Consider the following 26,515-nt stretch of genomic DNA (forward strand, 5'->3'; position numbering starts at 1 on the left):
GCGATCCCTAATCGAGCGCGTTTACACGACCTTTGGAGTTCAAATTTCGACCCGACTGTGGCAACAATGCGGCGTGGCAGATGAACCAAAACGAAACAGACCGCCTAAGCCACTGAATCCAGTGAAATTACGTGACTTGGCGCTACACTATGTCGGGCGCTACGCCACCAGCCGGAAGAAGCTGTCCGACTATTTGCAACGCAAACTGCGCGAGCGTGGCTGGGAGAACGAAAATGCAGCGGACATTGAAGGGTTGATCGCCGATTTCGTGCGTCTCGGTTATATTGACGATGCCGCCTTTGCCGCCGCCCGCGCGCGAACGATGACGGCGCGCGGTCTGGGACAACGCCGGGTGAACGAAGATTTGCGCGCCAAGGGCATATCGGAAGCCGATGCAGGCGATGCGCATGCCGAAAGTGCTGCACAAAAATGGCAGTCTGCCGAGCGCTTTGCCCAACGCAAACGGATCGGTCCCTATGCCAGCAAACCCGCGTCGGACGATCAGAAGCGAAAGCAATTTGCGGCATTCCTGCGGGCCGGGCATGATTTTGATACCGCACGAAAGTTCGTCAATGCTTCACCCGGAGAGGAAGTGGAGGCAGAGTAGTAGCATGAACCGCCGATTCTTCCTCGCCGCCCTGCCGCTGCTCATCGCCCTGACCGCAGCCACACAGCAGAAAAAGGCTCCGCCGCCCCCTGCCCCGATTCCTGATCTGGTCAAAGTCGTGCTGACCACAGAATTGGGGCCGATCGAATTGGAACTGGACGCGAAGCGCGCACCCGTCGCGACGCGCAATTTCGTGCGTTATGTCGATCAACGGCGCTTTGACGGCATAACCTTTTACCGCGCGATGAAGCTGCCCTGGGGTGAACAACCTAACGGCCTCATTCAGGCCGGCACGCGTGGCGATCCGAAGCGCGACCTTCCTCCTATCGCACATGAAACCACCGACCAGACGGGAATTCTACACAAGGCAGGCTCGATCTCTATGGCGCGCTGGGCCCCGGGCACCGCGAAGGGCGATTTTTCAATCCTGCTTTCGGATATGCCTAGCCTCGATGCCGATCCAAAGTCGACCGATCCCGAGGCGCGCGCCGGCTACACCGCCTTTGGTCACGTTTCGGCGGGGATGGAGGTTGTCCGCCATATATTCGACGCGCCGATATCGACCACATTAGGCGAAGGTGCGATGAAGGGGCAGATGATTGCCAAACCGGTGAAGGTGATCACGGCGCGGCGGATGGTTGTGCCTTAGGCCATCACAGGCCCTCCCCTAGCCCCTCCCGCAAGCGGGAGGGGGACTTGCTGGATGCGCTAATAACTCCCCTCCCGCTTGCGGGAGGGGCTGGGGGAGGGCCCGAGAGCAAGCGCGATCGTTGCCACCACACCTTCCAGATTTTGCATCACATCGTCATTCGAAAACCGCAAAACGCGGTAACCCTGATTGCGTAAAAAACTGTCCCGTCGTGCATCATAACTTTGCCGGATGTCGTGCGAATATCCGTCTATTTCGATCACCAACTTTGCGGAACGGCACACCAGGTCGCAGAAATAGGGGCCAATCTGATATTGGCGGGTAAATCGGTGCCCCGATAACTTGCCACTCGAAAGTGCCGACCAAAGCAGCCGTTCTGCCAGTGATGCCTCTCGGCGCAATTCGCGCGAACGGTTGATGTCTCTTGTGCGATATTCAGGGCGTCTCATTTGTCAGGCCCTCCTTTAGCCCCTCCCGCAAGCGGGAGGGGGATATTGCGCGTTCAATTCCTTGGAGGTTGGCGGCGATAGGATAGCGCTTCGGCGACATGAATGCGGCCCACGGTCTCGCATCCGGCCAGATCCGCTATCGTCCGCGCGACCCGCAATATCCGCGTATAGCCGCGCGCCGATAGGCGCATCGCTTCGCTGGCTTGCGCAAGCAGACGCTGGCCGGGATCGTCGGGTGTTGCATGAGCTTCGAGGAGGTCGCCATCCAGTTCGGCGTTGGTGCGGGCGGGAACATCCGCCAACCGTTCCGTCTGCACCTGCCGTGCCGCCAAAACGCGTGCGGCGACCTGCTCCGAGCCTTCGGCTGGGGGCGGAAGGACAAGGTCGGCGGCGCTGACGGCTTCCACCTCGACATGCAGGTCGATACGGTCGAGCAGCGGGCCCGAAACCTTCGACTGATAGTCTGCTGCACAGCGCGGGGCGCGGCTGCAGGCCAGCGCAGCATCGCCCAGATGCCCGCACCGACAGGGGTTCATGGCCGCCACCAATTGCACCCGCGCCGGGAAAGTCACATGGCTGTTTGCGCGCGCGACGCTGACCTCGCCTGTTTCCAAGGGTTGGCGTAAACTATCGAGTACAACCCTCTGGAATTCTGGTAGTTCATCGAGGAACAATATGCCCAAATGGGCAAGGCTGACCTCCCCCGGTCGCACCCGCAAACCGCCGCCAACCAGCGCAGGCATCGAGGCACTGTGGTGAGGTGCGCGAAAAGGCCGTTTGCGCGAAATGCGCCCGCCTTCTAGCGCACCTGCAACCGAGGCAATCATCGATACCTCGAGCGCCTCGGCTGGTGTAAGTTCGGGCAATATTCCGGGCAAGCACGACGCGAGCAACGACTTGCCTGCGCCCGGCGGCCCGACCATCAGCAGATTATGGCCGCCAGCCGCCGCAATCTCCAGCGCGCGTTTCGCCGTCTCCTGCCCTTTCACCTGTTTCAGGTCCGGCCCGCGCACCGGCGCCTCGGCAATACCCGGCTCGGGTGGGCGTAAAATGCCTTGCCCTTTGAGGTGGTTCAGCAGCGACAACAGGTCAGGCGCAGCAATGACCTCAACCTGCCCCGCCCATGCAGCCTCCGCACCCTGCATTACCGGGCAGATCAGCCCCATCTGCCTTCCCGAAGCGTGCAGTGCAGCCAGCAGCACACCTGGAGACGCCGCCACACGGCCATCGAGTCCTAATTCCCCCACAACGACATATTGCGCCAGCGTCTCGGTATCGACGAGGCCCATGGCAGAGAGCAGCGCGAGCGCGATCGGCAGGTCGTAATGCGACCCTTCCTTTGGCAGGTCGGCTGGCGAGAGGTTGATCGTGATCCGCTTTGGGGGGAGCGAAAGACCCAAGGCGGCGATCGCGGCCCGCACGCGCTCACGGCTTTCGGCGACCGCCTTGTCGGGCAATCCGACTACGGCAAAGCCCACCATTCCGGGCGCAATCTGGCATTGCACCTCAACGGCGCGGGCCTCAAGACCCAGATAGGCAACAGTAGAAACAATCGCGACCATGGCGCGGCAACTCCTTAGAAACAGGTCCAAAAGTTGCGCCATTTTGGCCACCGCGCGCTACCACCGGTTAGCATGAAATCGGGCGAAGGCAAATCATGCCTAAATTCCTTTTAACCCTTAGCGATGAGAAATTCGCAAGCGACGCACGTGCAAAGCCGCAGCCATCATGGCAACACGTCCTCCCTATCCAATCGGCATTGCAGGCCTGCTCGCGCTCATCCTGATCGCGGTGCCGAGCCATGCTGCGACGCTGGAAACCGCGAGCGAAATCTACGAAATCGAGGAAGTCGTCGATCTCGATGACGGTGGCGCGACCGCCGAGCGTTTCGTTGCCCAGCCCTTTGGTGACATCTCACCCAGCCGAACACCGCTTGCCAGTTTCGGCCCCTTCCACATGGTCGCACCCGATCGCGCCGAGCTGATCGGCAGCATCGAAAGCGAAACGCCGGAGCAGTTCGCGGCACTCCTCCGCGCATTCCCATCGCTCAGGCAGATCGACATGGTCGACTGTCCCGGCACTGGCGACGATGAAGCCAATCTCGCGCTCGCCCGGATGGTACGACGTCATGGCGTCATGACTTATGTGCCTGAGGGTGGTTCAGTCCGCTCGGGCGGGGTCGAACTGTTCCTCGCCGGTGCCCAGCGCCGCGCCGCGCCGACCGCCGAATTCGCCGTCCATAGCTGGCGCGATGAGGATGGCTATGAGGCAGACGATTTCGCCGCCGACGATCCGGTGCACCAGGATTATATCGCTTTCTATCGTGAAATGGGGCTGAGCGAGACCGAGGCGCGCCGATTCTATGCAATGACCAACAGCGCCCCGCACGACGATGCGCTGTACCTGAACAGCCGCGATCTGGCGCGTTACGTCAGGCTGGACTGAACTTCTGCCGCTTGATTAGCCGAAGATTTTCCCCTTAAGCCGCAAGGCATGGGGGCTTCACCAATCACTTTCCGGCATGACCGGCGACCGGGCGACGACCAGTTAATCGTCGACCTGCATCGTCTCGGTTATGCTGTCGAAGGCGATCGGTTCGGCCCGCCATTCTGGGACTTTGTCGCCGAAACCGTGGCCGAGGCGCAACTAGACCAACCCAGCCGAAGCCGCGTCTGGTTCGCAGAAATGGACGGCAAGGCTGTCGGCTGCTCGGCATTGGTCGATCGCGGAGAGGTTGGACAGTTGCGCTGGGTCGTGCTGCTGCCCAAAGCACGCGGGACAGGTGTAGGACGCAAGCTAGTCGACCTCGCACTAGATCACGCGCGTTCATGCGGCCACCGCGAAGTTTTTTTGGAGACTACCGATGGCCTCGCGTCATCGATGGCGATTTACGAGAAGGTCGGTTTCGAGACGACCGACGCGCATGTTGAGCGGCTATGGCATGGGGATGGCGTGCACGTCACCATGACGCTCAAGCTTTAAACCATTCAAAATCAGACCATTCACAGCGGCATCGCGCAGCAGTTTGACGACATACCGACTGGTTGGTATGTTTTGAAGATGTCGAGTCGCAATGCCAATGCCCCGCGCCCGTCTGCCCGGTCGAAACTGATCGACGCGGCGCATATGCTGGTGCGCAAACAGGGCTATGCCGCGACTTCGGTGGACGAGATTTGTGCGGCGGCGGGCGTGTCGAAAGGCGCATTCTTTCACCATTTCGCGTCCAAAGAGGAACTGGGCGTTGCCGCCGCCGAGCAATGGACCGCGCGCGCCGATGAACTGATTTTCACTCTGCCCCCCTGGGTACGCATCGAAGACCCGCTTGAACGCCTGCTCGCCCATATCGACTTCCGAATGTTCATGCTCGAAGGCCCGCCGGAAGGCTTCACCTGCTTTGTCGGGACGATGGTGCAGGAAAGCTTTGCCAGCAGCGACACGCTGCGCCGCGCCAGCGATGCCAGCATCAGCGCCTATTGCGAACGGCTGGCCGTGGATATCGAAGCGGCCATCGCACGCTACGGCATCCGCGACGGCGTGTCGGCTATAAGCCTGTCCTATCATATCCAGGCGGTGCTGCAGGGCGCCTTCATCATCGCCAAGGCCAAGAACAGCCCCAAGGAAGCGCGCGACAGCGTGCTCCACCTCAAACGCTACATAAAAATGCTGTTCGACAGAGGAGACCTAGAATGAACAAGATGATTTTCGTCAACCTGCCGGTGGCAGACTTGCCCAAGGCAATGGCGTTTTACAGCGCGCTGGGCTTCACCAACAATCCGCATTTCACCGACGAGACCGCGGCCTGCATGGTCTGGAGCGAGGCGATCATGGTGATGTTGCTAACCCACGACAAATGGAAGAGCTTCACCGACCGGCCCATTCCGCCCGCTACTTCGAGCGAAGTGATGATCGCCATCACGCTGGACAGCAAGGACGCCGTGAACGCGTTGGTCGATGCCGGAGCCGCCGCCGGTGGAACCGCAGACCTCAATCCGCCGCAGGACCATGGCTTCATGTTCCAGCGCACGCTCGCCGACCCGGACGGCCATATCTGGGAACCCTTCTGGATGGATCCGGCAGCTGTTCCGCCGAGCGAATAAGCACCCCGAAAAGGGGGCAGATGGAGGAGAGAGAGTATGAGTTACATCGACGGTTTCGTGATCGCCTGCCCCAAGGCAAACAAGGACAAGTTCATCGCACATGCCAAAATGGGCGACAGCGTTTTCATGGATCTCGGCGCATTGCGCGTGGTCGAATGTTGGGGCGACGATGTTCAGGAAGGCCACACCACAGATTTCCGCATGGCAGTGAAAGCCGATGCGGACGAAGAGGTGCTGTTCAGCTGGATCGAATGGCCCGACAAGGCCACCCGCGATGCCGCATTCGCAAAAATGACGGAATGGATGGAAGACCCGTCTAAGGCCGATCCGCGCATGGACCCCGAAAAGAACCCGATGCCCTTTGACGGCAAACGGATGATTTTCGGCGGCTTTGTGCCTGTCGTCGACCTCAAAGCCTGAAAGGACAGACCATGGCTAGATTGCAAGGCAGCTGGATCTGGTACGAGCTGATGACCAACGATTTTGCGGGAGCGAGAGCTTTTTACGAGGCGGTCGTTCCAGGCTGGAGCCTGAGCGCAGGTCCGCCAGAGGCCGACGGCTATGGCTTCATCGCCAATGCCGATGGTGGGATGACTGGCGGCGTCCTGACATTATCACCCGAAATGGTTCAGCATGGCGCTCGCCCCAGTTGGCTGGGTTATATCGGTGTGGACGATACCGATGCCAGCGTCGCGGCAATCGAAGCCGCGGGTGGCAAATGCCTGATGCCCGCGCGCGACGTGCCGATGGCCGGGCGGATTGCCATGGTGGCGGACTGCTGCGGCGCGCCATTTTATGTGATGACGCCCACGCCTCCACCCGGTGGCAGCGAGAGCACCGCCTTCTCGACCAGCCTGCAGGGTCGCTGTTCGTGGAATGAGTTATATGCAGGTAATCAGGCGCATGCGCTGGCCTTTTACACCAAATTTTTCGGCTGGACGCTGCCCGAACCGATGGACATGGGCCCGATGGGCACATATCAGTTCATCGACCATGATCGCGGCGGGGTTGGCGCGATTATGCAGGTGCCTGCAGGCGCCCCCACCGGTTGGGCGCATTATTTCCGTGTTCCCTCGATCACCACCGCGCACGCCGCAATCACCGCCAGTGGCGGACAGGTTATCAATGGTCCGATGGAAGTCCCCGGCGAGGATTGGATCGTGCAGGGCATCGACCCGCAAGGTGCGATGTTCTCACTTGTGGGAGGAAAGTGATGACGGCCAAAAACACGATATGCCTCTGGTATGACAAGGATGCCGAAGAGGCCGCCAACTTCTATGCCGCTACCTTTCCGGACAGTATAGTCACAGCAGTCCATCGCGCGCCTGGTGACTTCCCGGGAGGCAAGGCTGGCGATGTTTTGACCGTTGAGTTCATCGTTTGCGGCATCCCTTGCATCGGCCTCAATGGCGGCCCGATTTTCCCGCACAGCGAAGCCTTCTCCTTCCAGATCGCGACGGACAGCCAGGACGAAACCGACAGCTATTGGAATGCGATTGTCGGCAATGGCGGCGCGGAGAGCGCCTGTGGTTGGTGCAAGGATAAATGGGGTCTGAACTGGCAAATCACGCCGCGCGTGCTGACCGAGGCGATGGCGGCAGGAGGTGATGTCGCGAAACGTGCTTTCGAAGCGATGATGACGATGCACAAGATCGACCATGCCTCCATCGAAGCAGCGGTGCGGAGAGACGGATAATGACAGCAACAGCAGAAAATGGGTGGGAACTGTCGGTCACGCGTTTCATCGATGCACCGCCGGCAAGGGTGTGGGACATCATGACCAACCGCATCAACGATTGGTGGTGCCCCAAACCCTGGCGCGCGGAGTTTGACAAGCTCGAACGGCGGGCGGGGGGTGCGTCGATGTGCACCATGTATGGCCCCGATGGCGAAGTACACCCGCATCCCGGCACCGTGCTTGCATGGGATGAAGGCCGCCGTTTCGCTTTCACCGATGCGGTGGTGGGCGATCTGATGCCGGCGGGCCCGTTCATGATCGGGATCTGGTCGGTCGAGGCCGTAGGCGATGGCACGCGCTATATCGCGCTTTGCCGCCACTGGACCGAAGACGACTGCAGGCGCCACGTCGAAATGGGTTTTGAAGAAGGTTGGGGTGCCTGTGCAGATCAGCTGGTGGAAATGTGCGAGGGTTAAAGAGTAAACGTCGCCCCTGCGCAGGCAGGGGCCGATGTAGTTTTACCCAACTGGTTCTGTAAACTTCTTGCGCCCCCCGCCTGCGCAGGGGCGACGCATTCTTGCATTAAGGGCGGTGCAGCCCCACATCCGCCCTATGGCCACGCGCAAGCTCTCTGACAGCCGATCCTACCAATGGGCGATGATCATTCTGGGCTGGTTCCTGATGATCCTCGCGCCACTGATAGGTTGGTTGCCGGGGCCGGGCGGATTGATTCTGTTTCCAATCGGGCTCGCGCTTGTGATCAAGAATTCGCTTTGGGCCAAACGGCAATATGCAAGAGTGAGCAAGCGCCATCCCGAATATGGCGAATGGGCCAATTGGGCGATGCGGCGGAAGCGGTTCAAGACACGCCCGCCCTTCCCGCCAATAAAGCGCGACCTGATGCGCATCTTCCGGCGCGATGATTTTGGCCAAAAACAGCCTTGAGTCATGTTGACTTTTACCCGCCCAAACCATAAAGGCCCGCTCAACAAAGGCGGTCGCCGTAGAGATTCGGCGGCTGTTTTTATTCCAATTGCTGATTTTATTGAGGATTTGAGCCATGAAGCGCACCTTCCAGCCGAGCAATCTTGTGCGCGCTCGCCGTCACGGATTCCGTCTCCGCATGTCGACCGCCAAGGGCCGTGCGATACTGAACGCACGCCGCGCCCGCGGTCGCAAGAAGCTCTCGGCCTAAGCCGGGCGCTTTGCGGTAGCCGCGAGATGCGCGGTTACACCGTCATAAAGAAAAGGCCGGAGTTTCTGGCTGCCAACCGGGGGAAGCGCTATGCAACTCCCGGTTTCGTTTTGCTGGTGCATGACCGGCGCGACGAAGACCCTGCCAAGCGGCTCGGGATCACCATAACCAAGAAAGTCGGCAACGCGGTGGTGCGTAATCGCATGCGCCGCCGTTTCCGTGAGTTGGCGGCAGAATTGCTTCCTGATTTGGGCAAGGCCGGTGCCGATCATATCCTGATCGGGCGCGAAGGCGGCATAGAGCGCGATTTTGGTATGCTGCGTGAAGAAATGACCAAGGCGTTGAGAAAGCTCGCTTCATGATCGCCAAGCTCCTCATCCTCATCGCGCGCGGCTGGCAATTGGGCCCTTCGCGCATCCTGCCACCGACCTGCCGTTACGCACCAAGCTGTTCGTCCTATGCGATAGAGGCTTTGCAGAAACATGGCGCGATTAAGGGTGGCTGGCTGGCGCTGAAACGGCTATTGCGCTGCCATCCTTGGGGCGGGCACGGATATGATCCGGTGCCCTAATGTGTTCAACACATGATCCAGACATTGAAATAACAGGGAATATTTGAGTGGAAGACCGGCGTAATATCATATTGGCTGTGCTGTTGACTGGCCTAATCCTTTTTGGCTGGCCCTATGTCGCGAACATGTTTTTCCCGACACCGCCGCCAGCAGAGAAGAGCTTAAGCACTTCAGCAAAGGTGGAGAGCGCGAACAGCGGTAGCGGCGATATTGCTGTCACTTCGTTGCCCGAAAAGGTTGTGGCGCTGCCATCAGCCCTTGCGGCCAACCCCCGCGTGCTGGTCGAAACGCCCAAGCTGAAGGGCTCGATCAACCTTGAAGGCGCGCGGATCGATGATCTGGTACTGACCGCGCACCGGCAGGAGTTATCGAAGAAATCACCGCCGGTCCGCTTGTTTGCGCCTTCAGGCACAGCCAACGCCTATTTTGCGCGTTTCGGCTGGACGGGTAATGGCGCAACACTTCCGACCGACAAAACCGTGTGGACGGCTGATGGCAAGAAGCTCGCTCCATCAACCCCGGTAACGCTCAGCTGGACTAACCCCGAAGGCCAGCGGTTCGACATCAAGCTGTCGATTGACGAGCATTATATGATAACCGCCGAGCAGCGCTTCACCAACGCCGCCGGCCTGCCGACCGCGAATATCGCGCCTTTTGGCATCATCAGCCGCAAGGGCGCACCCAAGGACGCGACCAAGGGTGGCTCGATCTTTACGCAAATCCATATCGGCCCGATGGGCGTTTTCAATGGCGAGCCCAATTATGAATGGGGTTATGATCAGGTCGCCGAGGCTCCGAATGGCAAGGTGAGCTTTGCCACCACCGGCGGCTGGAATGGCCTGACCGACAAATATTGGCTGGCTGCCCTGATCCCCGACCAGAAAGTGCCCGTAAAGGCCGAATTCCTCTCCGAAGGCGGCTATAATTGGGCCAATGTTCGCAATGCGCAGTTGACGGCAGTCGAAGCAGGCCAATCCAAAGCCCAGACATCGCGGCTCTTCGCAGGTGCCAAGGAATATGAAGAGCTGACCAACTACACCGAAAAGCTCGGCATCCCTTATCTCGATTATTCGATCGACTGGGGCTGGTTCTGGTTCATCGCCATTCCGTTCCAAAAGCTGCTGTTGTGGCTTTTTGACCTGTTCAAGAATTTCGGCGTCGCGATCATCGCGCTGACGATTATCGTCCGCCTGTTCATGTATCCCGTCGCGCAGAAGCAGTTCGCTTCGATGGCGGGCATGCGGGCGGTGCAGCCGAAGATGAAGGCGCTGCAGGAACGCTACAAGGACGACAAGCCCAAGCTGCAGCAGGAAATGATGAAGCTGTATCAGGAAGAGAAGATCAACCCGCTGGCGGGTTGCCTTCCCATCCTGCTGCAAATTCCCATCTTCTTCGCGCTCTACAAGATTTTGATGCTGTCGGTCGAGATGCGGCATCAGCCCTTTGCACTGTGGCTGAAGGACTTGTCGGCACCCGATCCGTTGACCCCGGTCAACCTGTTCGGCCTGCTACCGTTCGATCCGCCGACCTTCCTAGCCATCGGCATCCTGCCTATCCTGCTCGGCATCACCATGTGGCTGATGCAGAAGCTGAATCCGCAGCCGATGGACGAAGTACAGAAGCAGGTCTTTGCGATCATGCCCTGGTTCCTGATGTTCATCATGGCGCCTTTCGCGGCGGGTCTGCAGCTGTACTGGGTGGTTTCGAACATCATCTCTATTGGCCAGCAAAAATGGCTTTATTCCAAGCATCCGATCCTGAAGGAGCAGATGGCGAAGGAAGAGGCCGAAAAGAAAAAGGCGAAGGCTTAACCGCGGCGTCGCCCCGGCGCAGGCCGGGGCCGTTGGCGGTCTAAGCATTTGACGGTATTGAAACCTGCAGCGGCCCCTGCCTGCGCAGGGGTGACGGGATTAGAAGCATGGATACGAAAATCTTCTCAGGCCCGGTCAACTTCCTGAAGTCGGCCCCCAGCCTGGAATTCCTTCCCGATGCAACGGTACCCGAAATCGCCTTTGCCGGTCGTTCCAATGTCGGCAAGTCGAGCCTGATCAACGCGCTGGTCAATCGCAACGGGCTGGCGCGCGCTTCGAACACACCCGGGCGCACGCAGGAACTCAACTTTTTCGATGTCGGCGAGCCGCCGATATTCCGCATCTGCGACATGCCGGGCTATGGCTACGCCAAGGCACCGCTGAAGACGGTGCAAAAATGGCGCTATCTGGTGAATGATTATCTGCGCGGGCGGCAGGTGCTGAAACGCGCCTTCCTCCTCATCGACAGTCGCCACGGTATCAAGGAAGTCGACCGCGAAATCATGAAGATGCTCGATGGCGCCGCGGTCAGCTATCGAATCGTGTTGACCAAGACCGACAAGATCAAGGCTAGCGAACTCGCCGCAGTCGAGGCCGCAACGCTGGAGGAACTGCGCAAGCACAGCGCCGCCTTCCCTGTCATTTCGGCGACTTCTGCGGAAAAAAAGGGCGGGATTGATGCTTTGCGCGAGGCGGTGCTGGAAGCGATTGCCAGTTAGTTTAATAGAGTTCGTGTCACCCCCGACTTGATCGGGGATCCATTGTCCGGGGCGTCGGTTTAAACCTTGGTGTCAGACCATGGATTCCCGCTTTCGCGGGAATGACAAGGTTATGTGTCGAGTGACAGCTCTCGACACCAATGATTTATCGCGCCATTACGGCCAAATGACGCTCAAACTCATCATCGGGAACAAGGCCTATTCAAGCTGGTCGATGCGTGGCTGGCTGGCTTGCAAGCAATCGGGGCTGCATTTTGAGGAGATGACGGTCCCGCTCTACGATGCAGGCTGGGATGAGCGGAAGCGTGAGGAAGACCTTGCCCCATCGTCTGGCAAGGTTCCGATATTGTGGGACGGCGATGCGGTCATCTGGGATAGTCTCGCGATCATCGAATATCTCGCGGACAAGGTCGGGCGCGAACGTTTCTGGCCCAAGGATGAGGTTGCACGCGGCATGGCGCGGGCAATGGCCGCTGAAATGCATTCAGGCTTCCTGCCGCTGCGCCGCGAATGCCCGATGAACCTGCGCAAAATCTATGAGGGCGTGACGATCAGCGAAGAGACGCGCAACGATGCGCTCCGCATATTGGGTCTGTGGGCCGAGGCACGGGCACGCTTTGGCAAGGAAGGGCCCTATTTGTTCGGCACCTACAGCGCAGCCGACATCATGTACGCGCCGATCGTGACGCGCTTTGTTACTTACGGCTTCACCCTGCCCGGCTTTGCGCAAAGCTATATCGAGGCGGTGCTTGCCCATCCCTGGATGGAGGAATGGTATCAGTCGGCCCAGAATGAAGAATGGGTGATCGAAAAGTTCGAGAACGAGCCGGCTAAAAAATAGCAGTTCAAGTCCAAATTGCCTTAGCCCTGAGCCTGTCGAAGGGCGCTTTTTAGCCGCTACGCAAACCTTGGGACGCCCTTCGACAGGATCAGGGCTACGGTATTCAGGGAAGCCTTTTGGCTGGATAGAGACTACCATCCTTATGGTAATAATGCTCTTCGCTGAACATCATGTCGATATCCGAATAGCCGCCGCCTTTTGAGCGGTCGCCGACCCCGATAGCGATGAATACACAATCGCTGTCACTGCGGTTGATCATATGGTGTCCATTGCGCACACCCGCCGCCCAAGCGGCGACATCGCCCGGGCGCATCATGGTTTCACCTTCATCCTCGATCAACACCGCCTCACCCGACAGCATGATGACGATCTCATCCTCTGCCTCGTGCCAATGGCGCTGCGATGACCAGCCGCCGGGTTTGAGCACAACATGGCTCGCCCCCATTTGAGTCAGGCCCGCAGCCGGTGCCAACCTGCGCCACCAACGGCCCTCCACCGCCTTGTCAAATGGTTCTGGGTAACCGGTAGCGTTCGATTGCGGGATGGCTTCGATATCGATCTTGGGCATAGGTTGGCTTCCTTAATGTTGGACAAATCCTACCCAGCTTGTCATTCCCGCGAAAGCGGGAATCCATGGCCTGAACCGTCGGTTCAAACCTCGCTGTCAGACCATGGATCCCCGATCAAGCCGGGGATGACACAGACTATGACAGAGAGTTTGGCTCTCACTTATGCCCAACGCTTAATGGCTTGCGAGAGTATCTCGCCTGCGCGCGGCAGCGTATTCGATACGATGGAGGCGATGCTGGCGCCCCTGGGTTTCACCGTCGAGCGCTTCATTGCAGGCGCTGACGACCCCAATCCGGCGCATGGCGGGCCTGTGGAAAACCTGTTTGCTATTCGTGGAAAAGGCGGTCGGCATTTCGCCTTTGCCGGGCATCTGGATGTCGTTCCGCCGGGTGATGGCTGGGCCAGCGAGCCGTTTGAACCGGAAATCCGTGGCGACCTGCTTTACGGGCGCGGCGCGGTCGACATGAAGGGCAGCATCGCGGCCTTCGTTGCGGCCTTGCACGATATTCCCGAGGATGCCGGCACGGTCAGCCTGATCATAACCGGCGATGAGGAAGGCCCCGCCATCCACGGTACCCGCGCGCTGATCGATCATATGAAGGCGCGTGGTACCCTGCCAGACCTGTGCCTTGTCGGCGAACCCACCAGCGTCAACCAGCTGGGCGATATGATGAAGGTCGGGCGGCGCGGCTCGGTGAATATATGGATCACCGTCGAGGGCACGCAGGGGCATGTCGCCTATCCGCATCTGGCAGACAATCCGATCCCGCGGCTTGTGGCCATCCTCGCGCAGATCAAGGCAGTGGTGCTCGACGAAGGCACCGAATTTTTCCAGCCGAGCAATATCGAGATTACCGAACTGCACACCGGCAATCCGGCAACCAATGTCATCCCCGCCAAAGCACTGGCGCGGCTTTCGATCCGTTTCAACGACCTGCACAGCGGCGAAAGCCTTGTCGAACTGATCCGCGGCATTGTTGAACCGGGCGGCGGCACGCTGAAAGCGATGATCTCTGGCGAGGCCTTTCTGACCCCGCCGGGCGAGCTCAGCGAAACATTGGCCGCCATAGTGGAGGAAGTGGCCGGCATCGCGCCCGAAGCCTCGACCACCGGCGGCACATCCGATGCAAGGTTCTTGTCTAAACTATGCCCAGTCGTCGAATTCGGCCTCTGTAATGCAACCATGCACAAGCTGGACGAGGCGGTTGCGATTGCAGACCTTGATGCGCTGACAGAGATTTATCGGCGGGTAACGCTGCGGTTGTTGGCGCGTTGAGTTGAATTCACCGCAGCCCTGAGCTTGTCGAAGGGCGTTTTTCAGATGTAGCGCTGAGTCGATGGCCGCCCTTCGACAGGCTCAGGGCTACGGTCACGCCTCAACCAATCAACGCTTCAACACAATGTACAGCGCCCCATCGCCACCATGGCGTGGGTGCGCCTGCCGGACAGCGGCGATGTGAGACGAATGGCGCGAAGCCGCCAGCCAATCACGCACCACAGCGGCAATCGCGCCCCGGCCCGCGCCGCTCGCACGGTCGTGCGCGCGCGCTTTTCCGGTGACAAGCAGCACCACGCGCAACCGCTGATGAATGGCTTGCTCGAGCGTGTGATCTAGCCTTGCATGTGCACCGGCCAGACCCTGCCCGTGCAGATCGATGCTGATGTCGGGGATGACAGCCCCTTTATGAAAGCGACGATCCCAGTGCGAATCAAGATTGCTGTCTATCGGTTTGGCCGGCGTGGCTACGGAGCGAACGGCACCCATTTTGGGCTTTGGCTTGGCCGCTTTAGGTTCCGCTGGCTTTGCCTTTGGTGGTTCGTCAACCGGATGCGGATGCAATGCAACCTTTACCGGATGCAACGGCTTCACCGTCTGCACGACACGGTTCCAAAGCGACCGCTCCTCCGGATGGAGGCGGCGGGTCATTCCACGGTCGGGATCAGGCGCGCGACGGCTGCCTTGGGCAGGAACAGTAAGGCGCTGCCGCGTGCCGACATGCCACCGGCAATCGCACGGGCGCGATCGCCCGCACCCCAGAAGCTGTCGAAACGGTTGGCACCCTTGATCGCGCCTCCGGTATCCTGCGCCACCCAAATGCCATTAGGTTCGGCCCGGTCGAGTGACAGCCAGACTGGCGCCCCCAGCGGCACATATTTGGGATCGACCGCAACGCTCGCCTCTCCCACAACCGGATAGCCCATCGCGCCCAGCGGGCCTGCGCCGGTCAATTCGCGGAAGAAGACGAAGCTTTTGTTTTCGTTCATGATCTTCTTCCCCTCTTCAGGGTTTTCGCGCAGATATTTAACGATGCCCTGCATCGAACCGTCGGTGATCAGGCCGCGGTCCTTCATCAGCCGACCGATGCCGGTATAACCGCGCCCGTTCTGGCTTTCATACCCAATGCGCATCACCCCGCCATCGGGAAGCCGCAAGCGGCCCGAGCCCTGAATCTGCAGGAAGAAGAATTCGATCGGATCCGCCGCCCATGCAATTTCGAGCCCGCGTCCAGCCAGCGAACCGTTCACAATAGCGGCGCGTTCGTCATAGGGGATGAACTTCGTCCCCTGCACCTTGCCTCGGATCGACTTGCCTTTGAGGTCGTCGGAAAACTGGCCAAGATCGACATCGATCAGGTCGGGCGGGCGCTTGTAGATAGCGACGTCATAGCCTGGCTGCTTGGTGCGCGAACCCGCAATTTCAGGCTCGAAATAGCCAGTGACAAAGGCCTTGCCCTCGCCCACCTGCACGGCATCCATGTAGGTCGCGAAGAAAGAGATCGCATCGCCAGTCCATGTTTTGACGGCATCACAAGCGTCCTGCCAGTCGCTGCCTTGCGTCAGACCCGAATTGTCCGTGCGCTTGAGCAGGCCCGGGCAGGAGGCGCGGAAAGAAGCAAGCGCCAGATTGGTCTTGCGCGGATCGACAGAGAGGCTGCCAATGGCTGGCCCGCGAACGAGGCCCGCACTGGCCGCGTTCAGGATTTCGCCTGTTGCTGCAGCCGCAGCTACGGGCGGCACGGGCGTTGCGGGAACCGGCTTTGCAGCCACATCGGGTGCGGGCGTTGTCGACGGAGCAGAAGCGCCACCCTTTGGGATGATCCCGCCCGAGCAGGCAGAAAGCAAAAGGGTCGACAGGGCGAGCGCAAAGACGGGGCTTTTCATGCCCCGGGGTGAATCAGACCGTGTCGGTTTCGTCAAGCTTCCAGTTGCGGTCGCCCGATTTCACGTCACGGAAGAAAGTCCAGATATCATGTGTTTCAATGGCATCGGTCAGTGAACCGCCAATGATAGTACCATTGGCATCCTTCACCAATGCGGCAATGTCGGCATCGAACTGCACCGAAATCCGCGCCATCGGGTGATCATAGCTGGCATTGACGATGCGAGCCTCATCAATGCGGACCAATCGATTCTCCAAAGTCTCGCTGCGTGCCAGACGGGCGTCTATTTCTTCAGCGAAGCTTTCATAAACATCGTCATCGCACAGAAAACGGAGCTGATCCTTATCGCCTTTCCAATAGGCTTCGAGGATCATGCCATAGGCCGATTTTGCGCCTTCCAGAAACAGTGCGGGATCGAATGTGCGGTCGGCGTTGGCGATCGAACGCAGGCCACTTTGCGCTGCACTATCCGCCAGCGGGCTATCCATTGTCGGAACGGGGGCCAGTGTTTCGCGCTGGCCGACAGGCTGGCGCACAACGGCGGGTTGACGTTCCTCCATAGCGGGGCGTGCGACAGGCTCCTGCTCATGCCCGGTGCGCTTGCCGAGCACCGAATAGAGGCGCAGGCCCAAAAAGGCTGCAACCATTGCCAGCAAAACGATTTCGACAGTCACCATAATACACGCCTTACCATATCGGGCATCAATGCATTAGCCCGAAAATCCAAAATCCGGGTTAACCCTTGTTGAACGGCATGAAACCCAGCTTCCTTGTCGTCAACATAGGCATTTCCCCCACCAGTTTCAAATGGCTTGGCGCAATTCTTTTGCAGGGAGAGGCAAAGCCCAGCTTGTTGCCCTGCTAAACCATTGCCCTTTGCCCATCCCCCTGCTAGGCGCGCTGCCGAAGCGCGGCCATGGGGATGGCGCGAAATACACTAAGGAAAGCACATAAAAATGGCCGAAGAAGGCAACATCGTTTCAGATACCCTCAAGCCCAATGGCGAAGATACGTCACCTGCGGTCGGCATGCTCAGCCAGTATATCAAGGACCTGTCTGTCGAGAATCCCAACGCACCGCACAGCTACGGATGGGACGGCCAGCCGCAGATCGACGTTCAGGTGAACATCGAAGTCAATCCGGTGAACGAGGAAGTGAACGAGGTGATCCTGAAGCTGGGCGTGAAAGCCGAAGCCGATCAGGGTGTGCATTTCAATGTCGAGCTGGAATATGCGACACTTTTCGGTCTGCGCAATGTCGAGGAAGGTTATGCCCATCAATTCCTGTTCGGCGAAGCACCCCGCCTGATGTTCCCCTTTGCCCGCCGTGTGGTGGCCGACGCAATCCGCGATGCCGGCTATCCGCCGCTGGTTCTCGATCCAATCGATTTCAACGGCCTCTATATCCAGCAACTCGCGCAGGCTCAGGCAACTGCCGAAGGCCAACCCGCTGGCGAAGCCTGATTATAGTAATCTGAAGCGTCGGGGCGGGCCGGATGAACCTGCTTAAATCGACCGGCATTATCGGCGGAATGACGCTGATAAGCCGCATATTCGGCTTTGCCCGAGACATGATGCTGTCGCGCTTGCTGGGTGCAAGTGCGGTTGGCGATGCTTGGCAGTTGGCATTTCAGTTACCAAACATCTTCCGCCGACTATTTGCTGAAGGGGCCTTTTCGGCAGCATTTGTCCCGCTGTTCAACCGCAAGGCGGCGGAAGATGGCGACGACAGCAATCAGGCTGCGCAGCGTTTTTCGAATGAGGTGCTGTCGGTTTTCATTCCAATCCTGCTGGTTTTTTCCGCATTGATGATTGCCCTAATGCCGTGGGTCATCTGGCTGATTGACGATTTTGGAAACGGTGGACGCACTAACGCCACGTCCATTACGTTGGCGCGGATCACCTTCCCTTATCTGGGGCTGATTAGCATCATGACGCTGTTCGCGGCTATATTGAATTCGATCAGCAAATTTGCAGCGGCCGCTTTTGCGCCGGTTTTGCTGAACATCTGCATGATTGCGGCGATGCTGATTGCCATCTTTATCGACGGCGGCGCAAATCCGGAAAACACGGCATTGTTGCTGGCATGGTCGGTTTCACTGGCTGGCGTCTTACAGATGCTGTGGCTCTGGCACTGGGCGCGCAAAGCCGGCTTCCGGTTCAGGCTGCAACGACCCCGCTTCACCCCCGATGTACGCGAACTGGGTGTCCTTATCCTGCCTGCCGTATTTGGGGCCGGAATCTACCAGATTAGCCGCTTCATAGACCTGTTTTTTCTCGGGCGCCTTGAGGAAGGGTCGTTTGTATTCCTTGCTCTGGCGGATCGACTGAATCAGTTGCCGCTGGGCATCATCGGCATTGCCCTCGGCACAGCGATACTTCCTGCCTTGTCGCGTTTCATCGCAAAGGATGACGCGGGCGGAGCACAGCGCGTGCAAAGCAATGCGATTGAGCTTGGTTTGCTTCTCACGGTCCCCGCCGCCGTCGGATTGTTCTGCGCGGCACAGCCACTGGTCAGCGCCTTTTACTTCGGTGGCAAGTTCGGGATGGACGACGTCATCAGCACAGCGTCTGTCGTAGCGATGCTGGTTGTCGGCCTTCCCGCATATGTGCTTGTCAAAGTACTGACGCCGGGTTTTTTCGCCCGCAAGGATACCAAGACCCCGGTATATACGGCAGCGGTTTCATTGACGATCAACATCGCGCTGAACCTGGCGCTTATCCCTGTAATGGGTGTCGCTGGCCTGGCGTTGGCAGGTGCCCTCGCCGCTTGGGCGAATTGTGCGATGCTTTACACGATCCTGCACCGGCGCGGGCAGTTTACGATTGAACCCGATTTGTTGGTACGCATTGGCCGGATATTGCTGTCTGCTACGGCAATGGGCGGAGTAATCTGGTTCCTGGCACCTTATGGCGACACCTATTATGGAGCAGGCGTAATAGCACGCATATCAAGCATTTTGGCGCTGGTCGGCGCAGGTGCGATCGTCTATTTCGGCCTCGCTTGGGTGACCGGCGCGATTGATCGCAGCAAGATCACGATGCTCACCCGCAAGCAAGCAGCAAATTAAGGAAGTCATCATGCGCGTAGTATCGGGCATCCAGCCCACCGGAAACCTGCACCTCGGAAACTATCTGGGCGCAATTCGGAACTGGGTGAAGATGCAGGATGAGGGCGAATGTCTGTTCTTCCTTGCGGACCTGCATGCCATTTCGCAGCCGCATGTACCGGCCGAACTCACGGCCAATACCCGCGAGATGGCAGCTGCCCTCATTGCCTGCGGCATCGATACCGACAAGTCTATCCTGTTCAACCAGACGCAAGTCCCGGCGCACAGCCAACTCCAATGGTTGCTCAACGGGACTGCGCGGATGGGATGGCTGAACCGTATGACCCAGTGGAAGGACAAGGCCGGCAAAAACCGTGAAGGTGCGTCGGTTGCGTTGTTCACCTATCCGGTGCTGCAAGCCGCCGACGTCCTGCTGTATCAGGCCACCCATGTGCCCGTTGGCGAAGATCAGAAACAGCATCTCGAGCTGGCCCGCGACATTGCGCAGAAGTTCAACAATGACTTTGGCGATGGGGACGACATCTTCACCCTGCCCGAGCCGATCATCCCGCCCGAAGCAGCGCGAATCATGTCGCTGCGCGATGGCACCGCCAAGATGAGCAAGTCCGATCCGTCGGATATGAGCCGCATCAACCTGACCGACGATGCAGACACGATCATGCAAAAGGTGCGCAAGGCCAAAACCGACCCCGAACCGCTTCCAAGCGCGAAGGAAGGCCTCGCCGGTCGCGCTGAAGCCGAAAATCTGGTCGGCATTTATGCTGCGTTGGAAGGCAGCAATGTCGATTCAGTGCTGCAGCAATTTGGCGGCCAAGGCTTTGGCGCCTTCAAACCGGCGCTGGGGGAATTGCTGGTCAGCAAGCTCGCCCCTATTGCCGAACGGTTCAATGCTTTGCGCAGCGACAGCGCGGCAATCGACGCAGCTTTGCAAAAAGGTGCCGAGAAAGCCCGAGCGCTTGCTCAGCCTACGCTCGACCGGACCTATCAGGCGCTGGGTTTGCTGCGCTGACAATTTGTTACATGACAGCGGTGTGAACACCCTGCCGTTCAACAACAGTTCAGCGCATTTCGGATAGATATCACCGCAAGCCAGCCTATATTGGCGGCAACGGAGGTGAAGTTCGATGCGTAAAGCTGTTTCCATTCTTGCCCCGGCACTGTTGTTGACGCTGGCGGCATGTGCAACGCCATTCAAGGCCGATGTTTCGCGGTTCCAGCAAATGCCCGCGCCGCAGGGACAAACCTTTACGGTCAAAGCTGCCGACCCGGTCAATGAAGGCGGGATCGAATTTGGCCAATATGCGGCGATGGTTTCCGCGGAGATGACCAAGGCCGGCTATATTCCGGCGGCTGCCGGTTCGACCGCCGACTTTACCGTGAAGCTGGGCTATGGCGTCGACGAAGGCAAAGAGCGCACGGTCGTCTATGACGATCCCTTTTACGACCCCTTCTGGGGCTATGGCCGCTATGGTTTCGGCCGGGGCTATTACCGACCCTATGTGGTCCGCACTCCACGTGGCGCCCGCTATGTTTATGGCTGGCACGATCCGTTCCTGTACGGACCGGGCTTCGGTCGCGGATATGATGTGCGCAGCTACACTGTCTACACGAGCGGCATCGACATGAAGATCGAACGCACGGACACAGGTGAGCGCCTGTTCGAAGGCAAGGCCGAGGCAAAGTCGCGTTCCAACCGCCTGCCCTATCTGGTGCCCAACCTCGTTACTGCCATGTTCACTGGCTTCCCTGGCAATAGCGGCGAAACGGTGCGCATCTCGGTGGCGCCCGAAGACGGCGGCAAAAAGAAATAGACTGGCTTAACGGTCAGCCACCCAGGACCCCGCCTCTGACCAGGCGGGGTTTTCTCTGTCAGACACCGCAGCTGAGATCTGTCTTGCCATAGCGAGCCCCTTCGCCCGACGTGCCACCAACCCCGGCGTAAAGATCCGTGCTCGGGATGCTGCCATCTTTTCCGACCTTGTACCCCTTTGAACGCAACACCTCGATTACCCGTGATGCGGGGTCTGCAAAGTAGACCGACTGCGATTCATAATGCTGGGCAATCGCGGTGACCGTTAGCCCTTCGAAACTGCGCTGCAGTTTTTCGAACGTGCTTCTTCCCTCCACCGCCACTAAAGCCTTGGCGCGCGCCTCTTCACTTGGATACTCCTTGTTTTCCAAAGCCTTGTAGTTCGCCCTGATGCGATCACCCATCTTGCTGAACAGCGCATCAATTTCTGGCCCAAAGCTGCAACTGTTCGGATTGAAGGCAAGCGCGATCGGCTTTCCATTGGCCAGTTCCGCGATGCGGGCACCGTCTGCAATATAGCCAACACCACCTTTTTTCAGCTTCACTTCGATGAAATCATTGGCGGTGATCCCGAATAGCGTCAGCGGCGTTCCGGCGGCAACGCGATCGACCAGCGTCGAGGCGGTATCGGGCTGGGCCCAGATTTCGATTGCCTGGTCCGTCGTCCAGCTTTTGTCGCCCAGTGGCTTGACGATTTCGGGCGGCTGGATTTCGGAAAGGTTGATGGCGGCTATAAAGCCCTTGCCATCGGCCAGTTCCAGCCAGTTACTTGTTCCATCCTCGCCAACGATCAACTTGCCGGTGGCGGCCGTTCCGCGCAGCAGCTTGCCAAGGACGGTGCTACCTTCGGTCGATGCCTTGTCGCGAATATTCGCATCTGTGACGGCATAAAATTCTTTGCTGATCGCTACCTCTTCAGACACCTCCGCAGGTTGGATCCGATCTTCGAGGTTGTCGCCTGCCATGTCATCGTGCAGGAAAAGGAAATAATAGAGCGCGAGCAGCACTATCAACCCCGCACCGCCGCCGATCAGCAACCAGTTAGGTCCCTTTTTGTCGTCAGCACCGCCCTCGGTGGCGGGTTCATACTGCTCAACTGCCGTATAGGCCCGTGTTGCGACTGGCGGCTCGCTGGCGGGCGCTGGCGAATCAACTCCGGCGACAGGCACAACCGCACCACATTGGCCGCAGAAGCGCGCGCTTTCATTCAGGGCTGTGCCGCACTGGATGCAGTATTTCGCCATCAAGAACCTCCCGAGTCCATATTGGCATCGGGATAGTCTGCTGCATTCCTTTAGGAAAGCGCCTTATCGACCCAGTTCAAGCCTCTAACTGACGAAGCAGCGCGCGGACATCATTGTCCATGTCATTGTCCATCCGGCGCAGGTCTTCGACCAGGCGGACAGCATGGATCACGGTCGAATGGTCGCGCCCACCGAATTTGCGGCCGATTTCCGGATAGCTTCGCGGTGTCATCACCTTGGCGAGATACATCGCGACCTGGCGCGGGCGAACCACAGCGCGTGCGCGGCGCTTCGACGACATTTCGCTGCGGTCGATGCGGTAATATTCGCAAACCGCGCGCTGGATCTCATCGATGGTGATACGGCGGCGGCAGGCGCTGAGAATGTCTTTCAGCTGCTCTTCTGCCAATGTGCGCGTAATCGGCTTTCCGGTGAGCTGCGAATAGGCGATCAGCTTGTTCAACCCGCCTTCGAGTTCGCGGACATTGCGGCTGATCGTGCGCGCGAGAAACTCGATGACATCTTCGCCGACCTGCGTTTCAGGCATGTTGGCTAGACGCTGGTTGAGGATTGAGCGACGCAGTTCAAGATCAGCGGGCTGGATGTCGGCTACAAGCCCCATCGACAGGCGCGAAAGGATGCGCTGGTCTACGCCGTCCAATGCCTGCGGGGCGCGATCGGCGGCAACGACAAGGCGCTTGCCGGCACCGATGATGGCATCGACCGTGTGCAGGAACTCTTCCTGTGTCGATACCTTGCCGATGATGAACTGGATGTCGTCAATCAGAAGGACGTCGACGGCACGCAAGCGGGCCTTGAATTCCATCACTTCCTTGCGGCGCATGGCGGAGACGAACTCCATCATGAATTTTTCCGCCGACATATAGAGAATCTGCGCGTTCGGGTTCACTTCTGCATAGGCATGGCCGATGGCATGCATCAGGTGCGTCTTGCCCTGACCGGTTGCAGCCTGCAAATAAAGCGGGTTGAACAGCGGACGCTCGGATGCCGCGACACGTTCGGCAGCGCTCAGCGCCAGCGCGTTGGTCTGCCCTTTGACAAAATTCGCAAAGGTCATACGCGGGTCGAGCTGGCTGCGAACCGGCATGGCTTCAGTCGCATGAACCGCCGCCGGACGCTCTGCCAAGCCGTTGCCTTGCAGCATCTCAACGCGGGCAGCGCCCGGCTTCGCGCGGATTTTCAATTGCCGCACGGCGGGGTTGACGCTCGACCAGGCCAGACGGATGCGGTCAGCATAATGATCCGAAACCCAGCTCGCCGAAAAGTCGGAGGGCGTCAGCAGTTCCAATGTGCCGGTAAGTTCGCAGAAATCGCCAAGCACGATTGAACGGATCCATTGCCCGTAAATCTGCGCCCCGAGATCGCGGCGCAAACGCGACGCTACATTTTGCCAATCGGATTCAAACACGGAGCCCCCCATTGCATCTTGCTCCGACCGCACGACCTTAAGCGTCACTTAGCCACCCCTTTCACCCCACCAGCAACGGCATTGTTTGTTTGCGCACACCCGCCCAATCGGCTGACACAGGCCCACCGTTCCCCTGTGTCGTTGCACAGAAGCCTCTATTGCGTCATTCTCGATTGAGACAGGCGCGAGGTTAATCGCACGCTGCTGGAAAGTCCTTCTTAGCCATGCGGCTTTGAGTCGATCAAGGGGCGCTCTGCAAAAAAAGTGAAATAATTCGCATTGACTCTATTCAAGCGCTGAAATTGCGTAGAATTTTTTTTATCACTCTGATTTTAAATCATTTTTCTACTTAACCCATTGTCAACATATGCCGAATCGCCGGAAATGCGCCCTTTGCTGCAACGCAGCAGCCAGACAAAAAGAAGGCCCGCCTTTGAAGGGCGGGCCGTTAACTTTATTTATAATCCCGAGGGTGGCTTTCACCCTCGCGAGAATGCCGAATCAGGCGAGCGCGGCAACGCGCTTCGTGAGGCGGCTGAACTTGCGCGATGCCATATTCTTGTGCAGCACACCTTTCGAAACGCCGCGCGCCAGTTCAGGCTGGGCAGCCGAAAGTGCGGCAGCAGCAGCAGTCTTGTCGCCAGCTTCAAGAGCGGCTTCAACCTTCTTCACGAAGGTGCGGATACGGCTGACGCGGTTGCCGTTAATTTCGTTGCGACGCGCGTTGCGACGGATACGCTTTTTTGCTTGCGGCGTATTGGCCATTTCAGTCCTCAAAAAATCAGATAGTTACGGGCATCCAGTACCGGAGAAATTCCTCGACCGGACCCGATGAAGCGCCGCCCTTAGCCATGCTATACAGATTCGTCAACCGCGAATTACCGCACTAACGCTGGCATTTCGGGCAGTAGAAGGTCGATCTGCCCGAATCAACGCGGCGCTGGACGGTCGTTCCGCAATGACAGGGTTCGCCTTCGCGACCGTAGACAAGCCAGTCTTTCGCAAAATAACCCAACTCTCCATCAGGCGCTGCAAAGTCGCGCAAGGTTGAGCCTCCGGCCTTGATCGCGGCGGCCAGCACGTCCTTTATGGCAATCACCAGCTTTTCCACGCGTTGCTTGCTGATTGCGGTCGCGGCAGTGATCGGCGAAATCCCGGCCATGTGCAGCGCCTCGCACACATAGATATTGCCAAGCCCTGCCACGATCGACTGGTTGAGCAGCATTGCCTTGATCGGTGCCTTGCGCCCCTTCAGGGCGGCCAGAAGCACCTTGGCATCAAACGCATCGTCCAGCGGCTCTGGCCCCATTGCGACAAAATGGCGAAATCCGTCCAGTTCATCGCGCCGCACAATATCGAGCGAGCCAAAGCGCCGGTGGTCATTCAAGGCGACCACCCTGCCCGCGCCGGTCTCGAGAATGAAATGGTCGTGCTTCTCGATCTCGTCTGGATCCACCCGCCAACGCCCCGACATGCCCAGATGGAAAATCAGCGTGTCGTCGCGATCGGTGTGGATAAGCCCATATTTGGCCCGCCGACCAAGTCCGGTTACCCGCGCGCCTGTTAACCTCTGTCGAATGTCGACCGGAATCGGCCAACGCAGATCGGCACGGCGCGGTTCGGCCCTGACGATCACTTCGCCATCAAGCACAGCGCGTAGGCCGGCAACGGTGGTTTCAACTTCGGGCAATTCAGGCATCGTATTTTGCACCTATCACCCTTTGCGGGCGGCGCAACTATCGGCTAGGGCGCCTTTCATGACTAAAACCGTCTCCTTTGGCTATGAACAGGTTAGCCCCGAAGAAAAGACCCAGCGCGTGCGCGGCGTCTTTTCGAGCGTTGCCAGCAAATATGACATCATGAACGATGCCATGTCGGGCGGGATGCACCGGCTTTGGAAGGACCAGTTCGTCCGCCGCGTGAAGCCGCGCGCGGGCGAAGATATTCTCGATATGGCGGGCGGCACCGGCGACATTGCCTTTCGCATGGAAAAGGCCGGGGCCAATATTACCGTCAGCGACATCAATCCGGATATGCTCGCCGTCGGCATGGAGCGCGCAGTAGACCGCGGCATCGACACGCTGGTGTGGAGCGAGCAGAATGCCGAGAAACTGACCTTTCCCGACAGGCATTTCGACGCCTACACCATCGCCTTTGGCATCCGCAACGTCACCGATATTCCCGCCGCCCTGCGCGAGGCGCATCGCGTGTTGCGCTATGGCGGGCGCTTTTTCTGCCTCGAATTCTCGACGGTCGAATGGCCGGGCCTGTCGAAAGTCTATGATGTCTATTCGCATCACCTGCTGCCCAAAATGGGCAAAATGATTGCGGGTGATGAAGACAGCTATCGCTACCTCGCTGAATCGATCCGCAAATTCCCCCCGATGCCGCAGTTTGAGCTTATGATCCGCGACGCAGGCTTCGTACAGACCAAGGTCGAGCCGATCCTGGGCGGGCTGGTGGCGATCCACAGCGGCTGGAAGGTTTGAATATGCGCACGACTTGCTCCCCTCCCGCCTGCGGGAGGGGCCGGGGGAGGGCCTGCAACGGCTCAAGGCTCGCTGCGCTCGCTCCCTCCCCTAACCCCTCCCGCAGGCGGGAGGGGGAGCAAGCA

At 58.9% G+C, this 26,515-nt stretch carries 33 protein-coding genes; 23 read left to right on the plus strand and 10 right to left on the minus strand.

Annotated features, from left to right (window positions below):
• Positions 1 to 121 precede the first annotated feature (121 nt).
• Both PKC81_RS04165 and PKC81_RS04170 read left to right on the plus strand, forming a co-directional pair.
• Positions 122 to 607 (plus strand): RecX family transcriptional regulator, encoded by a 486-nt coding sequence (locus PKC81_RS04165; protein WP_324333410.1) that lies wholly within the window; start codon positions 122 to 124, stop codon positions 605 to 607.
• 4 nt (positions 608 to 611) lie between these two features.
• Positions 612 to 1,256 carry a peptidylprolyl isomerase gene (locus PKC81_RS04170; protein WP_324333412.1) on the plus strand — a complete coding sequence of 215 codons (645 nt, stop codon included), beginning with the start codon at positions 612 to 614 and terminating at the stop codon, positions 1,254 to 1,256.
• Positions 1,257 to 1,315: 59 nt separating this feature from the next.
• On the opposite strand, the gene PKC81_RS04175 is transcribed toward PKC81_RS04170, so the two are convergent.
• Both PKC81_RS04175 and PKC81_RS04180 read right to left on the minus strand, forming a co-directional pair.
• Positions 1,316 to 1,705 (minus strand): DUF559 domain-containing protein, encoded by a 390-nt coding sequence (locus tag PKC81_RS04175; RefSeq protein WP_324333414.1) that lies wholly within the window; start codon positions 1,703 to 1,705, stop codon positions 1,316 to 1,318.
• A 53-nt stretch (positions 1,706 to 1,758) separates the two neighbouring features.
• Positions 1,759 to 3,267 (minus strand): YifB family Mg chelatase-like AAA ATPase, encoded by a 1,509-nt coding sequence (locus tag PKC81_RS04180; protein ID WP_324333504.1) that lies wholly within the window; start codon positions 3,265 to 3,267, stop codon positions 1,759 to 1,761.
• A 166-nt stretch (positions 3,268 to 3,433) separates the two neighbouring features.
• On the opposite strand from PKC81_RS04180, the gene PKC81_RS04185 reads away from it, so the two are divergent.
• The 15 genes from PKC81_RS04185 (at position 3,434) to PKC81_RS04255 (ending at position 12,617) form a co-directional block, all read left to right on the plus strand.
• Positions 3,434 to 4,150 (plus strand): hypothetical protein, encoded by a 717-nt coding sequence (locus PKC81_RS04185; protein ID WP_324333416.1) that lies wholly within the window; start codon positions 3,434 to 3,436, stop codon positions 4,148 to 4,150.
• Positions 4,151 to 4,198: 48 nt separating this feature from the next.
• Positions 4,199 to 4,687, plus strand: coding sequence for a GNAT family N-acetyltransferase (locus PKC81_RS04190; protein WP_324333418.1), 489 nt, complete (start codon positions 4,199 to 4,201; stop codon positions 4,685 to 4,687).
• 78 nt (positions 4,688 to 4,765) lie between these two features.
• Entirely contained in the window at positions 4,766 to 5,395 is a 630-nt protein-coding gene (locus PKC81_RS04195; RefSeq protein ID WP_324333420.1) for a TetR/AcrR family transcriptional regulator, read from the plus strand.
• Entirely contained in the window at positions 5,392 to 5,802 is a 411-nt protein-coding gene (locus tag PKC81_RS04200) for a VOC family protein (protein ID WP_324333421.1), read from the plus strand. The genes PKC81_RS04195 and PKC81_RS04200 overlap by 4 nt, the downstream gene beginning before the upstream one ends.
• 36 nt (positions 5,803 to 5,838) lie before the next feature.
• Positions 5,839 to 6,222, plus strand: a complete 384-nt coding sequence (locus PKC81_RS04205; protein WP_324333423.1) for a DUF1428 domain-containing protein — start codon at positions 5,839 to 5,841, stop codon at positions 6,220 to 6,222.
• 11 nt (positions 6,223 to 6,233) lie between these two features.
• Positions 6,234 to 7,016, plus strand: coding sequence for a VOC family protein (locus PKC81_RS04210; protein WP_324333425.1), 783 nt, complete (start codon positions 6,234 to 6,236; stop codon positions 7,014 to 7,016).
• Entirely contained in the window at positions 7,016 to 7,498 is a 483-nt protein-coding gene (locus tag PKC81_RS04215; RefSeq protein ID WP_324333427.1) for a VOC family protein, read from the plus strand. The genes PKC81_RS04210 and PKC81_RS04215 overlap by 1 nt, the downstream gene beginning before the upstream one ends.
• A complete protein-coding gene (locus PKC81_RS04220) occupies positions 7,498 to 7,956 on the plus strand; it encodes an SRPBCC domain-containing protein (protein WP_324333429.1) in 459 nt (152 codons plus the stop codon). The genes PKC81_RS04215 and PKC81_RS04220 overlap by 1 nt, the downstream gene beginning before the upstream one ends.
• 136 nt (positions 7,957 to 8,092) lie before the next feature.
• A complete protein-coding gene (locus PKC81_RS04225) occupies positions 8,093 to 8,425 on the plus strand; it encodes a hypothetical protein (RefSeq protein ID WP_324333431.1) in 333 nt (110 codons plus the stop codon).
• Positions 8,426 to 8,540: 115 nt separating this feature from the next.
• The gene (gene rpmH, locus PKC81_RS04230) at positions 8,541 to 8,675 is read left to right on the plus strand and encodes a 50S ribosomal protein L34 (RefSeq protein WP_298600653.1); all 135 of its coding nucleotides are present in this window, start codon (positions 8,541 to 8,543) and stop codon (positions 8,673 to 8,675) included.
• Positions 8,676 to 8,701: 26 nt separating this feature from the next.
• Complete coding sequence (gene rnpA, locus PKC81_RS04235; RefSeq protein WP_324333434.1) at positions 8,702 to 9,037, plus strand: ribonuclease P protein component; 336 nt, start codon at positions 8,702 to 8,704, stop codon at positions 9,035 to 9,037.
• Complete coding sequence (gene yidD / locus PKC81_RS04240) at positions 9,034 to 9,246, plus strand: membrane protein insertion efficiency factor YidD (RefSeq protein WP_298600660.1); 213 nt, start codon at positions 9,034 to 9,036, stop codon at positions 9,244 to 9,246. The genes rnpA and yidD overlap by 4 nt, the downstream gene beginning before the upstream one ends.
• Positions 9,247 to 9,293: 47 nt before the next feature.
• Complete coding sequence (gene yidC, locus PKC81_RS04245) at positions 9,294 to 11,057, plus strand: membrane protein insertase YidC (RefSeq protein WP_324333436.1); 1,764 nt, start codon at positions 9,294 to 9,296, stop codon at positions 11,055 to 11,057.
• A 107-nt stretch (positions 11,058 to 11,164) separates the two neighbouring features.
• The gene (yihA, locus tag PKC81_RS04250; RefSeq protein ID WP_324333438.1) at positions 11,165 to 11,776 is read left to right on the plus strand and encodes a ribosome biogenesis GTP-binding protein YihA/YsxC; all 612 of its coding nucleotides are present in this window, start codon (positions 11,165 to 11,167) and stop codon (positions 11,774 to 11,776) included.
• Positions 11,777 to 11,942: 166 nt separating this feature from the next.
• Positions 11,943 to 12,617 carry a glutathione S-transferase family protein gene (locus tag PKC81_RS04255; RefSeq protein WP_324333439.1) on the plus strand — a complete coding sequence of 225 codons (675 nt, stop codon included), beginning with the start codon at positions 11,943 to 11,945 and terminating at the stop codon, positions 12,615 to 12,617.
• Between the two features lie 103 nt (positions 12,618 to 12,720).
• Here the strand turns inward: PKC81_RS04255 and PKC81_RS04260 are convergent, their stop codons facing one another.
• Positions 12,721 to 13,185, minus strand: a complete 465-nt coding sequence (locus PKC81_RS04260; RefSeq protein WP_324333441.1) for a cupin domain-containing protein — start codon at positions 13,183 to 13,185, stop codon at positions 12,721 to 12,723.
• 126 nt (positions 13,186 to 13,311) lie between these two features.
• Here PKC81_RS04260 and dapE point away from each other — a divergent pair, with 126 nt between their 5' ends.
• Entirely contained in the window at positions 13,312 to 14,463 is a 1,152-nt protein-coding gene (gene dapE, locus PKC81_RS04265; protein WP_324333443.1) for a succinyl-diaminopimelate desuccinylase, read from the plus strand.
• Positions 14,464 to 14,571: 108 nt separating this feature from the next.
• Here the strand turns inward: dapE and PKC81_RS04270 are convergent, their stop codons facing one another.
• Genes PKC81_RS04270 through PKC81_RS04280 form a run of 3 tightly spaced genes read right to left on the minus strand, consistent with a single transcriptional unit; the run spans position 14,572 to position 17,025 of the window.
• Positions 14,572 to 15,114 carry a Smr/MutS family protein gene (locus tag PKC81_RS04270; protein ID WP_324333445.1) on the minus strand — a complete coding sequence of 181 codons (543 nt, stop codon included), beginning with the start codon at positions 15,112 to 15,114 and terminating at the stop codon, positions 14,572 to 14,574.
• Positions 15,111 to 16,349 (minus strand): murein transglycosylase A, encoded by a 1,239-nt coding sequence (locus tag PKC81_RS04275; protein ID WP_324333447.1) that lies wholly within the window; start codon positions 16,347 to 16,349, stop codon positions 15,111 to 15,113. Before PKC81_RS04275 ends, PKC81_RS04270 begins: the two co-directional genes overlap by 4 nt.
• A 13-nt stretch (positions 16,350 to 16,362) precedes the next feature.
• On the minus strand, positions 16,363 to 17,025 hold the full coding sequence (locus PKC81_RS04280; protein ID WP_324333449.1) for a Tim44/TimA family putative adaptor protein: 663 nt from the start codon (positions 17,023 to 17,025) through the stop codon (positions 16,363 to 16,365).
• A gap of 279 nt (positions 17,026 to 17,304) precedes the next feature.
• On the opposite strand from PKC81_RS04280, the gene secB reads away from it, so the two are divergent.
• The 4 genes from secB to PKC81_RS04300 all read left to right on the plus strand — a co-directional run bounded on the left by secB (position 17,305) and on the right by PKC81_RS04300 (position 21,229).
• Positions 17,305 to 17,811, plus strand: coding sequence for a protein-export chaperone SecB (secB, locus tag PKC81_RS04285; protein ID WP_324333451.1), 507 nt, complete (start codon positions 17,305 to 17,307; stop codon positions 17,809 to 17,811).
• A 32-nt stretch (positions 17,812 to 17,843) separates the two neighbouring features.
• Positions 17,844 to 19,418 (plus strand): murein biosynthesis integral membrane protein MurJ, encoded by a 1,575-nt coding sequence (gene murJ, locus PKC81_RS04290; RefSeq protein WP_324333453.1) that lies wholly within the window; start codon positions 17,844 to 17,846, stop codon positions 19,416 to 19,418.
• A 10-nt stretch (positions 19,419 to 19,428) separates the two neighbouring features.
• Positions 19,429 to 20,427 carry a tryptophan--tRNA ligase gene (trpS, locus tag PKC81_RS04295; RefSeq protein ID WP_324333455.1) on the plus strand — a complete coding sequence of 333 codons (999 nt, stop codon included), beginning with the start codon at positions 19,429 to 19,431 and terminating at the stop codon, positions 20,425 to 20,427.
• A gap of 115 nt (positions 20,428 to 20,542) precedes the next feature.
• Positions 20,543 to 21,229, plus strand: a complete 687-nt coding sequence (locus PKC81_RS04300; RefSeq protein WP_324333457.1) for a DUF4136 domain-containing protein — start codon at positions 20,543 to 20,545, stop codon at positions 21,227 to 21,229.
• A gap of 58 nt (positions 21,230 to 21,287) precedes the next feature.
• Here the strand turns inward: PKC81_RS04300 and PKC81_RS04305 are convergent, their stop codons facing one another.
• From PKC81_RS04305 to mutM, 4 genes are all read right to left on the minus strand, one after another.
• Positions 21,288 to 22,472 carry a zinc-ribbon domain-containing protein gene (locus PKC81_RS04305; protein WP_324333460.1) on the minus strand — a complete coding sequence of 395 codons (1,185 nt, stop codon included), beginning with the start codon at positions 22,470 to 22,472 and terminating at the stop codon, positions 21,288 to 21,290.
• A gap of 76 nt (positions 22,473 to 22,548) precedes the next feature.
• Positions 22,549 to 23,913, minus strand: a complete 1,365-nt coding sequence (gene dnaA / locus PKC81_RS04310; protein WP_324333505.1) for a chromosomal replication initiator protein DnaA — start codon at positions 23,911 to 23,913, stop codon at positions 22,549 to 22,551.
• A 489-nt stretch (positions 23,914 to 24,402) separates the two neighbouring features.
• Positions 24,403 to 24,666 carry a 30S ribosomal protein S20 gene (gene rpsT, locus PKC81_RS04315; protein ID WP_324333462.1) on the minus strand — a complete coding sequence of 88 codons (264 nt, stop codon included), beginning with the start codon at positions 24,664 to 24,666 and terminating at the stop codon, positions 24,403 to 24,405.
• A 121-nt stretch (positions 24,667 to 24,787) separates the two neighbouring features.
• Positions 24,788 to 25,600: a bifunctional DNA-formamidopyrimidine glycosylase/DNA-(apurinic or apyrimidinic site) lyase gene (mutM, locus tag PKC81_RS04320; protein ID WP_324333463.1), complete on the minus strand. Its 813-nt coding sequence runs from the start codon at positions 25,598 to 25,600 to the stop codon at positions 24,788 to 24,790.
• A 58-nt stretch (positions 25,601 to 25,658) separates the two neighbouring features.
• On the opposite strand from mutM, the gene PKC81_RS04325 reads away from it, so the two are divergent.
• Entirely contained in the window at positions 25,659 to 26,390 is a 732-nt protein-coding gene (locus tag PKC81_RS04325; RefSeq protein WP_324333465.1) for a class I SAM-dependent methyltransferase, read from the plus strand.
• Positions 26,391 to 26,515: the final 125 nt, after the last annotated feature.

The sequence above is a fragment of the Sphingorhabdus sp. genome, from assembly GCF_035329025.1.
Classification (GTDB): domain Bacteria; phylum Pseudomonadota; class Alphaproteobacteria; order Sphingomonadales; family Sphingomonadaceae; genus Sphingorhabdus_B.